The sequence below is a fragment of the Staphylococcus sp. HMSC068G11 genome, assembly GCF_001815825.1.
GTDB classification, from domain to species: domain Bacteria; phylum Bacillota; class Bacilli; order Staphylococcales; family Staphylococcaceae; genus Staphylococcus; species Staphylococcus epidermidis.
In genome coordinates this window covers 319,785-333,250 of sequence record NZ_KV822090.1, presented here as the reverse complement: position 1 = coordinate 333,250, position 13,466 = coordinate 319,785, and the positions used below count along the sequence as shown (strand labels likewise).

12 protein-coding genes are annotated in these 13,466 nt (G+C 32.4%); all 12 read right to left on the bottom strand.

Annotation, left to right across the window (positions count from 1 at the left end):
* Window positions 1-68 precede the first annotated feature (68 nt).
* A complete protein-coding gene (locus tag HMPREF3058_RS07905) occupies window positions 69-458 on the bottom strand; it encodes a YutD family protein (RefSeq protein WP_002486343.1) in 390 nt (129 codons plus the stop codon).
* 185 nt (window positions 459-643) lie between these two features.
* On the bottom strand, window positions 644-1,558 hold the full coding sequence (lipA, locus tag HMPREF3058_RS07900) for a lipoyl synthase (RefSeq protein ID WP_001831979.1): 915 nt from the start codon (window positions 1,556-1,558) through the stop codon (window positions 644-646).
* 88 nt (window positions 1,559-1,646) lie between these two features.
* Window positions 1,647-2,966 (bottom strand): bifunctional metallophosphatase/5'-nucleotidase, encoded by a 1,320-nt coding sequence (locus HMPREF3058_RS07895; protein ID WP_002491231.1) that lies wholly within the window; start codon window positions 2,964-2,966, stop codon window positions 1,647-1,649.
* A gap of 85 nt (window positions 2,967-3,051) precedes the next feature.
* Window positions 3,052-3,879 (bottom strand): sulfite exporter TauE/SafE family protein, encoded by an 828-nt coding sequence (locus tag HMPREF3058_RS07890; protein ID WP_002446023.1) that lies wholly within the window; start codon window positions 3,877-3,879, stop codon window positions 3,052-3,054.
* Window positions 3,880-3,891: 12 nt separating this feature from the next.
* Window positions 3,892-4,740, bottom strand: coding sequence for a DUF72 domain-containing protein (locus HMPREF3058_RS07885; protein WP_002446022.1), 849 nt, complete (start codon window positions 4,738-4,740; stop codon window positions 3,892-3,894).
* 370 nt (window positions 4,741-5,110) lie between these two features.
* A complete protein-coding gene (locus HMPREF3058_RS07880; protein ID WP_002475035.1) occupies window positions 5,111-6,136 on the bottom strand; it encodes a hemolysin family protein in 1,026 nt (341 codons plus the stop codon).
* Window positions 6,137-6,958: 822 nt separating this feature from the next.
* Entirely contained in the window at window positions 6,959-7,132 is a 174-nt protein-coding gene (locus HMPREF3058_RS12300; protein ID WP_002475038.1) for a hypothetical protein, read from the bottom strand.
* Window positions 7,133-7,681: 549 nt separating this feature from the next.
* The gene (gene sufB, locus HMPREF3058_RS07870; RefSeq protein ID WP_002446019.1) at window positions 7,682-9,079 is read right to left on the bottom strand and encodes a Fe-S cluster assembly protein SufB; all 1,398 of its coding nucleotides are present in this window, start codon (window positions 9,077-9,079) and stop codon (window positions 7,682-7,684) included.
* A gap of 205 nt (window positions 9,080-9,284) precedes the next feature.
* The gene (gene sufU / locus HMPREF3058_RS07865; protein ID WP_001831954.1) at window positions 9,285-9,749 is read right to left on the bottom strand and encodes a Fe-S cluster assembly sulfur transfer protein SufU; all 465 of its coding nucleotides are present in this window, start codon (window positions 9,747-9,749) and stop codon (window positions 9,285-9,287) included.
* Window positions 9,739-10,980, bottom strand: coding sequence for a cysteine desulfurase (locus HMPREF3058_RS07860; protein ID WP_002486337.1), 1,242 nt, complete (start codon window positions 10,978-10,980; stop codon window positions 9,739-9,741). The genes sufU and HMPREF3058_RS07860 overlap by 11 nt, the downstream gene beginning before the upstream one ends.
* A gap of 67 nt (window positions 10,981-11,047) precedes the next feature.
* Window positions 11,048-12,355, bottom strand: a complete 1,308-nt coding sequence (sufD, locus tag HMPREF3058_RS07855) for a Fe-S cluster assembly protein SufD (RefSeq protein WP_002486340.1) — start codon at window positions 12,353-12,355, stop codon at window positions 11,048-11,050.
* Window positions 12,356-12,449: 94 nt separating this feature from the next.
* Window positions 12,450-13,211, bottom strand: coding sequence for a Fe-S cluster assembly ATPase SufC (gene sufC, locus HMPREF3058_RS07850; RefSeq protein WP_002446016.1), 762 nt, complete (start codon window positions 13,209-13,211; stop codon window positions 12,450-12,452).
* Window positions 13,212-13,466 lie beyond the last annotated feature (255 nt).

Here is a 13,466-nt window from a genome sequence, read left to right as displayed (position 1 = left end):
CATGGTGTTTTTATTAAGTTCCCGTTTTAAGGGTCAGTGCCAGATGACGCTCTCAACTTAGTGGACATTTATTGATCTATAGCTTGGGTATGTTTTTCTGTGTCTTGAATAGTAGGTTGAATCTTAACATCATGTAATTTATCAATGATATCTTCTTTATCATCCATTTCATCAATAAATTCATTTGGTGACAACCGTCTGACAACAAAATAAGGACAACCAAAATTACAATATTCTAATATATAATCTTGTATACTTGAAAATCGTTTACTTATTTCTGCCTTTTTATTACTATCTTTATAAAATCCTTTTAAGCGTAATTGATCGTAACCATAATCACCTACGACATAATCATATTTATCTAATATATCCGAATACCTAGCAGAAAATATTTCCTCATCAAAACATTCTCTATATTCTTCTATCAATTCAAAATATTGTTGGTCGACTTTAATCATATTTTCACCTTACAAAAAATGAAATAGAGGCGATAAGCATCAAAAATACCTTAAATCGCTTACCGATATCTTCAATACACACATTTATTAAAAAAATAATGAAATTTTATGTATCACATAAATTATAGATACTCGATAAGCGAGGCACTTATGCCTCTATTTTTAATAGTTTAAAAAATTATTACTTAATTGAGTTGTTCTTCACCTTGGCGTTGTTTCTCTTTAGCCGCTTCATTCACTTGTTCATCAGCATGATACGAACTTCTTACTAAAGGTCCTGCTTGACAATGTTTAAATCCTTTTTCCATTGCAATCTTTCTCATTTTACCAAATTCTAATGGCGTATAATATTTCTCAACTTTCAAATGTTTTCGAGACGGTTGTAAATATTGACCTATAGTTAAGATATCAACATCATTAGCGCGTAAATCATCCATCGTTTCATAAATTTCTTCCATCGTTTCACCTAGACCAACCATCAAACTAGATTTTGTTGGAATATCAGGTTGTAATTCTTTAGAACGACGTAAAAATTGTAAAGTTCTATCGTAAGTTGCTCGAGCTCTAACTCTTGGTGTTAAGCGACGAACCGTTTCAATGTTGTGATTAAGAATGTCTGGTCTAGAAGCCATTAATGTTTCAAGGGCTTCATAATCGCCACCCATGTCAGATGGTAAAATTTCTATTGTTGTAAATGGATTTCTTTCTCTTACTTTGCGTACTGTTTCTGCATACACATTTGAACCTTGATCTCTTAAATCATCACGTGCAACAGCAGTAATTACAACATGTTTTAAATTCATTAATTCTACTGATTCTGCAACTCGTTCTGGTTCATTTAAATCTAATTCATTAGGCAAACCCGTTTTTACTGCGCAGAATCGACATGCTCTTGTACATACTGCCCCTAAAATCATAAATGTAGCTGTACGACGCGCACCCCAACATTCGTGAATATTCGGACATTTAGCTTCTTCACACACTGTGTGTAAATTCTTCTCACGCATCATTTTCTTAAGACCAGTATAATTATCGTTTGTGTTAAGCTTAATCTTTAACCAATCCGGTTTACGTAAAATTTCTTCATTTCTAGTCGCCATAACAACGCATACCCTCCTGTTTAATATATCTTCGTTTATTATAACATATCGGTATTAACATTAAATTAAAATTCAATATACGTTTCTCTTATAATTTTAGTAATTTCTCTTTAAAAATATCACGTAAAAATTCAGGCATAATATAATCTGTAGATAATCCCTTTAACAGTGGGAAATATCTTCCAAAAGTATACATATCAACAGTACCTAACGTATATTGTTTATCATTTTTAATCTCTTGATTGCCTATAAAATAACGCTCTTCTGACTCAATAAAGCCAAGATTATATAAAATATATCCTCCAAAGATATCCCCTCTAAAACCAAGACCTTGTGCATGTTCATGCATATATTCTTGCTTTTGGCTTTTTTGAATCACTTGCTTTAATTGTTTGCCAGTTAATCGAACCCTTACAATATTGATTGGATGGGGTAACATGCGATGTATATCATATTCCGTCACTTTATCAGCTTCAATGCCATTAACTATAAGTCCAGCATTTACGATTGCACAATCAGCCCTTGAAAACTCATATACACTCTCAGCCAGTAAATAGGATGTTCTTGTAATAACATCTGTTCTTTTGACTAAGTTCACATGATGATTAACTACTGGTTTACTTAGAAGTGCTCTTCCTTCTTCTTCAAAATGTGTCTCGACTAAAGGAAGTGTTTCAATAGGATGAATTTTGGCGATTTTATCAACGATTTTTCCATTTTCAATCATGATATTAACTTCACCTAAATAATAGCCATATTTTCCTGCAGCTGCCATCAAAACACCATTGTTTATTTCTCCATGTTCAAAATGATGGTGTGTATGACTACCAAAGATAACATCTATTTCCGGAATCTCTTGGCATAACTTTTCATCAAAAAAGATACCGACATGGCTCATAACCATCAAAAGATCATATTCACCTTGATGTGCATTGATTTCATCTTTGATTGCCGCTAGTGGATCAGTAACAATCCAATCCAGTGCTCGATAAAAAGGTGTGAACGGTGCCGTTGCTGCAACAAATAAAATACGTGTTCCTTTTATTTCTTTGATATACGAAGAGGCAATATGATGTGGAAGTTGTCCCTCTTCATCTATGACATTCGTGCAAATCACTTTAAAATTCGCATCGTTATATAGATTTTGTAAAGCATCATGAGAAATTGTCATTCCTTCATTATTTCCAATGGTTGCAATATCACAATGTGCTTCATTTAAAAGCTCTATATTTTTATGTCCTACCGTAGCTTCTGTCACAGGTGCTGATAAATCAACATGGTCACCTATATCTATATAGAGTGAGGGATGTTCAAGTTGCGGTCTATGTTTTGCCATATAAGCTTGAATACGAGCATATTCATTTAAATGACTATGAATATCATTCGTGTGATATATTGTTAATTCCATAACATGATCCCCCTCTTTAAAATTTATATACTTAATTGTACTTTAGCATTAAAGAACAAAGTCTCAAAGCATAACTACTTCACTTTTAAATAAAAGATTTAATGATTAAATATACCCCCATGATAAGCATTACTGTTCTCAATAACATCACAACTGTGTCGGATTTCATAGATCGATTGACCCTTACACCTATTTGTGCACCTATCACACTTGAAATAATGAGAATGATAGAATATCCCCAAGCCACATGTCCTTGAAGGATATGCCCTATCGAACTCATCACACTTGAAAAGAAAATCATCATCATACTTGTGCCTACTGCAACATGTGGTGGAAATCTAAAGACGATGAGCATAAGAGGGGTCATCAATGCACCTCCACCTATGCCAAACAGTCCTGTTAATATCCCAATAAATAACGTTGTTATAAAAGCAAACAGAGGAGGGACACTATAACGGTATGTTTTCCCTTCAGCATCAACATATGTACGCGCATACTTAGGTTTGTCAAAAATTTTAAAAGGTTTTATTTTGTGACGAATCATCAGTAATATCGACACAAATATCATAAACACGCCAAAGTATAAGTTAAATGAATCAAGTGTAAGGTATCTACTTAAAAAAGAACCAACCAAAGATCCAGGTAGTAGCCCAAATAGAAATATCGAGCCGTTTTTTATATCTACTTGTTTGGTTTTTAAATATCCTAATGAGGAAGATAGTCCAGTAACAATCAGAATAACTGAAGAAGTACCTATTGCAATTTGCGTCGTAATACCATGTAGAAGATGATGGTTTACGCCTAAATAAACAAGTGTGGGGACGATAATGATTCCACCACCAATACCAACGATAGATCCTAAAATCGCTGAAAATCCCCCTATTAATATTAATAGAATAATTGTTAATAACATGACATTCGCCTCTTAAAATAGTTTTAATTGTTGTGGTGCTAAACCTTCATAATCAATGTCTAAAATATTTTGATACTTTTTAGCATTATTAGCTGCATGACCGCCAGAATTATTATTAAAAATAACGTATACTTTCTTAGCCTTTTGATTAAGTATTTCGACTTTACGAGCCAAGTCAGCTAACTCTTCCTCGCTATAATCATATAAATATCTTACATCTCGCCATTCTTGATCAGTCATATCTTTTTTAGTCCAACCATAATGATTACGTCCATGATAACGTACAAAAGCAATATCACTAGTAATCCTATTTACTAAAGGAATGCTCCCCTCTTTAATTTGAGGTTCATCTACCACTGCATGAATGATTTGATGTTGTGTTAAGAAAGATAAAGTTTGTTCTTTATATTGATTGTCGAACCATGATTGATGTCTAAATTCAATGCTCATCGGAATATCACTTAATTGTTTTCTCACATATAAGATGTAATTTATATTTTGAACGTTGCAATCAAACCAAGGTGGGAATTGTACAAGCACCATCGCCAATTTATTATGCTCTTTTAACGGATTGATCATTTCTTTAAACTGTTTAAATAATACATCTCTCGACTCTGCATAATCTCTATAGTCAGCATGTAATGTTAATGCTTGATGAATTTTAACGACGAATTGAAATCTATTCGGCGTTTCATTTATCCATTTAATTATATTTCGTTCTGGCTGTATCGCATAATACGAAGCATCCAATTCTACTATCGGGAAATGACTAGCATAAGTTTTTAACTTATCTGTTTTACGCTCTAAATCCTCATATAATGTATCATGGTCACCCCAACCAGTAAGACCTATTTCTATCATATTTATCACCAACAACATGATACCACATTACAATTCATTGATTCACTTGAGTTAAATTAAATTTACATATTCTTTAATATACACATATCTGAAAGTTAAACAAAAGCACATCTTTTTGTAAGAGGAAGATACAACCACTTTCAAATATAAATTTTATTAACCTTAGCAATAAAGACTAAGGTTGATAAAATTTATATTTATCGAGTTTTTCATTCTATTATTGCCTACTAAAATAGAAAAACACCTGGAACATTGTATCATGTCCCAGGTTTTCTACCTTTACAATTTATATCACAGCTAAATTATACAACATCTTAATTGCCCCGCAACTTGTTTGACATTCATAGCCACTATCATTTTTACAACAAAATTAACGATGCATCATGCTTTGCGGAAATTTTTGATGTTTTAATTTATTTTCTTCTTCACGATCCATTTCATCCTCAATATCCATACCAAGTAGCTCTTCTATTAAATCTTCGTGCGATACAATAGCATCCGTACCGCCATATTCATCTAATACAATCGCTAGATGTTTTCGTGAAACGGTCATTTTACGCAATACCCATTCTGCCCTATTATGTTCATTTACAAATAAAGGGCTTGATGCATAATTTGTAATTGCGTCCTCTTTATGTTTACTCCAAGCTAATAAATATTTTGAGTGGAATACACCGATAATATCATCTATATCTTCATCATATACTGGATATCTAGTATATGGATTATTCATCACTGTATCATAAGCTTCGTCATATGTTACATCCTTTGAAAAAGCTACAACATTAATACGGGGCGTAGTATCAACATCCTTAACTTTCAATTGTTCAAAGTCCATAACGTTTTGAAGTCGAGTATTTTCTATCTCATTAAATGCACCTTCTCTACCCGCAATATTTAATAATGTGCGAATTTCTTCTTTAGAAAATCTTTTTTCAACAGGTTGGCCTCGAGATAGTAAATGATTAATACCATCTGTCATCTTGTTTAATAAAATTGTAATGGGCTTGAGTACAATGACACATATATGAATGATAGGATACACAAGTTTTGAAATTTTATCAGGAAATGTTGCAGCAATTGATTTAGGAATCACTTCAGAAATAAGTATAATCACAATTGTTACAATTGCTGATGCTATTCCCACGTTCACTCCAATATCAATCGCTAAGATTGTCACGAGTGTAGGTAAAATAATATTCGCTACATTGTTACCGATTAATATAGCAGTGATAAACTCACTTGGTTTATCTAATAACTTTGTTAAACCTTGCGCCTTACGATCACCCTTTTTAGCTTCAGTTTGAAACTTAGTGCGATTCGCGGCTGTTAATGCTGTCTCACTACCTGAAAAGAAAAATGAAACAAATATTAATAGTATAATTGCAATAATCATGATGCATTTCTCCTTAAGATTTAGTCCTTATTAATACATTATTTCCCGAGAAATGAGTTATCAAACTTATCATTCATATTGGATTACAACAACGCACGAATATGAAAGAACTAATGTAAAACATTTTTATAGTTTATCGTGGCTTACTCTCGTAAAGTATATCAGTAACTTAACTATTCCTTTTGTTAAAAATTAAACGATTAGCTATGATAATTCATTTCATTTATTGAAGTAAAGAGTTCAGACTTCTAAAAACTTCTACTTTAAACACTTTGTAAAAATATAAGAAGTAAAAATCAGCTAAATATATTGTAAAATGAAATTCATGTAGTAATTATCATTAAAATGTTAAATAACACAATGATAAAAAGTGGTTTAATAGTTCTTAAAGAAAATTTTTCCTTTTAATCCATAAAATGAAATCGATGATAAAGTAAGCAATAGAGACTAGCATAACAATTATGATAATAGTTTCTATTCCTTGCAATTCTTTACTTTTAATTTCTGGCACTCTTATAAATATATATGCTAGAAATAACATGATCAAGACAACTATTGATATGTACGACTTGACCCTGGATAATTGAATATTTACTGACATATTCTCGTATTGGTCAGGCGTCAATTTTTCATGTGGGTTATCTATAATCTTTTCTAACTTTTTCATTGTATTGATAATTTTATTACTCATCTTAATATCTTTTTTAGTTATCAGGAATGTAGTAGCTTTACCACCACCCTATAAAGCATCGCTATATCCATCTAATTCTTTTTTCAACTGAACGAATTGTTTATTTTTCGAATAAGCAGTGTATAACTGCTTTATAAAACCGAGTTTCCTGCTATTAGTGAGCAATCACCCGGTATACCTTTCACTTCTTTTGAAACCATAGTATCTACAGGTGCAATCATATCCAATAAATTTGCATCATCCAAATCATGTTTAGCTTGAAAATCTTTGAAGTCACCCAAAGTAATTTTGATATGCTTATTCAAATCTTTACCATTAACTTCATTATTTGCAATAACTAGTGTTTCTGTAATATCTTCAATGTTTTTACAGTAGAATCCATTTTATTTAATGAATTGAAATATTAAATGAGATACTAAAAAAATTTCATAAAATAGACTCATGACCGATACTCTTATATAAGATGTTATTAACCAATAAAAATAGATATTAGAGCCAATATGAGCTACAACAATCATAAATTAACTACTCGTGCAAGTATAAAGTATTATTAGAAAAGAAAATTATTCTTTTAGAGTTTTTACGAATCAGTAAAACCATTTTCTTTCAACTATTTATCATAAAATTAAAAGAAATATCACAATTATATTGTTTAAAAAGCTTAAATAAATTATGGAACTCGTAAAAAGAATTATGTTCACTTTTCTAAATTAACTAATATGAAATAAGTGGATAAGGTACTAACTTCTATTTAATTTTTTCAATGTCACCAACTGAGTTTGACATAAAAATAAAACAACCAGCGAATCACAAATGATTCGTCGGTTGTTAATCATATTATAGTTGATTTAATATTAACCAATTGAGCCTTCCATTTCAAACTTAATTAAACGGTTCATTTCTACTGCGTATTCCATTGGTAATTCTTTAGTGAACGGCTCAATGAATCCCATAACAATCATTTCTGTCGCTTCTTCTTCAGAAATACCACGACTCATAAGATAGAATAATTGCTCTTCTGATACTTTAGAAACTTTAGCTTCATGTTCTAATGAAATATTGTCATTGAACACTTCATTATAAGGGATAGTATCTGAAGTTGATTCATTATCTAAAATTAATGTATCACATTCGATGTTTGAACGTGCACCCTTAGCTTTACGTCCAAAATGAACGATACCACGATAAATGACTTTACCACCATTTTTGGAGATAGATTTAGAAACAATAGTTGAAGATGTATTAGGTGCTTTATGAATCATTTTAGCACCGGCATCTTGAACTTGGCCTTTACCAGCAAATGCAATGGATAGCGTGCTACCTTTAGCACCCTCACCTAAAAGTACACAGTTTGGATATTTCATCGTCAACTTAGAACCTAAGTTTCCATCTACCCATTCCATATTACCGTTCTCATGTACAAAGGTACGTTTAGTTACTAAATTATATACGTTGTTGGCCCAGTTTTGGATAGTAGTATATCTTACATGTGCATCTTTGTGTACAATAATTTCAACAACTGCCGAATGTAGTGAACTTGTGGAGTATACAGGTGCAGTACAACCTTCTACATAGTTTACTGATGCACCTTCATCAGCAATAATTAATGTACGTTCGAATTGTCCCATATTCTCAGAGTTAATACGGAAATATGCTTGTAGCGGTGTATCTAATTTAACATTCTTAGGAACATAAATGAATGAACCACCAGACCATACTGCTGAATTTAATGCAGCAAATTTATTATCTGCAGCAGGTACTACAGACGCAAAATATTCTCTGAATAACTCTTCATTTTCACGTAATGCACTATCAGTATCTTTGAAAATAATACCCTTTTCTTCCAATTCTTTCTCCATATTATGATAAACAACTTCTGATTCATATTGAGCAGAAACTCCAGCTAAGTATTTCTGCTCAGCTTCTGGAATACCTAATTTATCAAAAGTACGTTTGATTTCTTCAGGCACTTCATCCCATGAACGTTCAGTATGTTCAGAAGGTTTAACATAATACGTAATATCATCAAAATCTAATTCAGATAAATCTCCACCCCATTGTGGCATTGGCATTTTATAGAATAATTTCAATGCTTTCAAACGGAAATCTAACATCCATTGTGGCTCTTCTTTCATTTTAGAGATTTCTGTTACTATATTTTCCGTTAAACCACGCTCTGATCTAAAAATGGAAATATCTTCGTCATGGAATCCGTATTTATAATCCCCAACATCAGGTGCTTGTTTTGCCATTTTAATCACTCCTTGATTTTATAATTAATAAACGGCATGCGTATAAAAAATTCATTTATATTTATGTTTACTCTATTTTGTTATGCTCTATCATTATGATTTAAACTTTTATGATGTAATACAATCACTGAATTAAACATATGAGGATGTTGATTCAGTATAACAATATATTTACATCATCAAAAGGTATTATAATGTATTGGTTTTAATCTTCTTCAGTTGTACCTTCTGACTTACCTTCTTTTTCGACTGTCCCTTTTTCTAATGCTTTCCATGCAAGCGTTGCACATTTAATTCGAGCTGGGAATTGTGAGACACCTTGAAGTGCCTCAATATCTCCCATTTCTTCAGTAATCTCGTAGTCTTCACCGAGCATCATTTTAGTAAATTCTTGGCTCATTTGCATTGCTTCACCAAGTGAATGACCTTTAACTGCTTCAGTCATCATAGATGCACTAGACATTGAAATTGAACATCCTTCACCTTCAAACTTAGCATCGTTAATGATTCCGTCTTCAATATCAAATGTCAAACGTATGCGATCACCACATGTAGGATTATTCATATCAACAGTCATTGAGCCATTGTCTAAGACACCTTTGTTTCTAGGGTTTTTGTAATGATCCATAATTACAGATCGATATAATTGATCCAAATTATTAAAATTCATAAGAGAAAAACTCCTTCGTTTGTTTCAATGCTTGAACTAATTGATCTATATCTTCTTTCGTATTATAAACGTAAAAACTTGCACGCGCTGTTGAAGAGACACCCAACCATTTCATCAAAGGTTGCGCACAATGATGGCCTGCACGAACTGCAACACCTTCTGTATCAACGGCTGTAGCTACATCATGTGGATGTATATCTTCTAAATTAAAAGTAATGACCCCTGCACGTCTATCTTTTGGTGGACCGTAAATTTCAAGACCATCTATACTTAACATTTGTTCATATGCATATTCTGTCAATTCTTTTTCATGTTGATGAATCGCATTAAAACCTAAATTCTCAATATAACGTATAGCTTCTGCTAGACCTATTGCTTGAGCAATAAGTGGTGTACCAGCCTCAAATTTAGTTGGTAGGTCAGCCCACGTGGCGTCATATTTACTTACGAAGTCTATCATATCTCCACCAAATTCAACGGGTTCCATATTTTGTAATAATTCTCTTTTTCCATATAAGACTCCAATGCCAGTAGGACCTAACATTTTATGTCCACTAAAACTATAAAAATCAGCATCAATATCTTGCATATCTAAAGCCATGTGTGGAGCTGATTGCGCACCATCCACACTTATAACTGCACCATGTTCGTGTGCAATTTTAGCGATAGTATTAACATCATTAATTGTTCCTAAAACGTTGGAAACGTGAGCGATAGCAACAATTTTAGTTTTATCATTGATGGTTGCTTTTATATCATCTAATTGCAATTCACCATCTTTTGTCATAGGAATAAATTTTAGTGTTGCATTCTTACGTTTAGCTAATTGTTGCCATGGAACAATATTAGCATGATGTTCCATTTCTGTTACAACAATTTCGTCACCCTCACTAATATGAGCATCACCATAACTATGTGCTACGATATTTATTGATGCAGTTGTTCCTCGAGTGAAAATAATTTCTTCAAAGTACTTCGCATTGATAAAACGTCTTACTGTTTCTCTCGCATTTTCATAGCCATCTGTAGCTAATGACCCCAATGTGTGTACACCACGATGAACATTAGAATTATAACGCTTGTAATAATCATCTAGCACATTTAAAACTTGTACAGGTGTTTGACTAGTCGCAGTTGAATCAAGGTATGCTAAACGTTTATTATTTACCTTTTGCTCAAGTATCGGAAAGTCTTTAATGACTGCCTTAACATCAAGAGAATGTTCGGCCATTATAGTCACGACCTTTCTATATATGAGTTTCCCCTCTAGGAGGTATCAATTGAATTAATCTTTGACTTTATTTTGAAACTTTACGCTCAATTACTTCTCTTAGTTGACGTTTTACATCGTCAATCGGTAATTCACGTACTACTGGGTCTAAGAAACCATGTATAACTAAACGCTCTGCTTCAGCTCTTGAAATACCACGGCTCATTAAATAGTATAATTGCTCAGGATCGACACGACCAACTGAAGCTGCATGTCCTGCTTCAACATCATCTTCGTCTATTAAAAGAATAGGATTAGCATCACCACGTGCATTTTCAGATAACATCAAAACACGTGACTCTTGGTTCGCAATAGATTTTGTACCACCATGTTTAATGTAGCCAATTCCATTAAATACAGAAGATGCATTTTCTTTCATAACACCATGTTTCAATATATACCCGTCTGTTTCTTTACCGTATTGAACAATTTTGGAAGTTAAATTTATTTTTTGATCACCTGTACCAACAACAACTGATTTCAATGCACTTGTTGAACGATCACCGTTAAGATTTGTAGTATTATCTATAATTTGGCTACCTTCATTCATCAATCCTAATGCCCAATTGATAGAAGCATCTGCATCTGCAGAACCACGACGAATGATATGACCTGTAAATCCTTTATCTAAATAATCAACTGAACCATATGTGACGTTAGAGTTTGCGCCAGCGATAACCTCTGACACAATATTAAGTTGGTTATCTTCACCACTAGTAGTAGAAAGATAGTTCTCTACATAGGTAACCTCTGCACTTTCTTCTGTAACAATGATGACGTGATTGTAAAAGCTCGCTTGTTCATCATCATGTAAAACAACATACTGTATCGGATGTTCTACAACAGTATTTTTAGGTACATAAACAAAAATACCACCGTTCACTAATGCAGTATGTAATGCTGTTAAACGATGTTCATCAACATTTACTGCTTTAGTCATAAAGTACTTTTGAACTAAATCACTATGATTGACTAGTGCTTCAGATAGACCTTCAATAATCACACCATCATTTTTAGCTTGATCTGATATCTGTGTATATGCCAAATCATTATTATGTTGAATGATTAAATTTTCTGAGTTTTCAACATCAATGATTTCTTTAACAGATTTTGGTAAATCAGTTAATTGATGGTATGAATCTCCTGTTGTATGGTGTTGTTTAAACGTATCAAAATCCCATTTTCTTAATTTCGTTTTATCAGGTTTTGGCATTTCTAAAGTTTCTGTTAATTTCAACGCTTTTTTACGTAACTCTGTCATCCAAGAAGGTTCATTGTGCGCTTTAGAATAATCAACAAGTTGTTCTTCAGAAATGTTCAAAGTTTTAGTTGTCATCACTTTTTCCTCCTACTTGATGAAATAAATTTTACTTCGAATGTTCAGTTTCATCATTTTATGTGAACATCTCAATGCTAATTTTGGAATATGACTATTCAGCAGCACCAAATTCTTCTTTAACCCATTCATAGCCTTCTTCTTCAAGACGTTTAGCTAATTCTGGGCCTCCAGATTTCACAACTTTACCACCATACATCACATGTACTTGATCTGGTGTAATATAATTTAAAAGTCGTTGATAGTGCGTAATCATTAATGCACCAAACTCTTCACCACGCATTTGATTAATACCTTTAGAAACCACTTTTAAAGCATCGATATCCAAACCGGAGTCAATTTCATCTAAAATAGCGAATTTCGGTTCTAACATCATTAATTGTAAAATCTCATTTCGTTTTTTCTCTCCACCAGAGAAACCTTCATTTAAATAACGTTGAGCCATATCTTTATCGATATCTAAAAAGTCCATTTGTTTATCCAATTTCTTGATGAACTGCATTAAATTAATTTCTTGTCCCTCTTCACGTTTCGCATTGATTGCTGAGCGCATAAAATCTGCGTTTGTTACCCCTGTAATTTCTGATGGGTATTGCATAGCTAAAAATAAACCTGCTTTAGCTCTCTCATCAACGTCTAACTCTAAAATATTAACGCCATCTAATAATACTTCACCTTGTGTAACTTCATAACTTGGATGTCCCATAATTGCTGACGATAATGTTGATTTACCAGTACCATTAGGTCCCATAATTGCGTGTATTTCACCAGTATTAATTGTTAAGTTAACACCTTTTAAAATTTCTTTATCCTCGATAGACACATGTAGGTCCTTAATCTCTAATGTTGATGACATTTATATTCCCTCCGTAAAATATAAAGTTTTCTTAACTAGTTTATAATAATTTTAATCTATAGTCAAAAAGACTCATTGAATTTCAATCCACTTCATTATAACGTACTTAGTCGCTAATATAAACTTTTTAAAACACTTATTTAGATTTATTATTTAACAATAATTATTTTTATGTAATCGTTCTGAAATTTTTTAAATGATAATGGCAAGCTCACTTTCTCAATAGCCAATCTTTAGACAAAAAGAAAAATATCC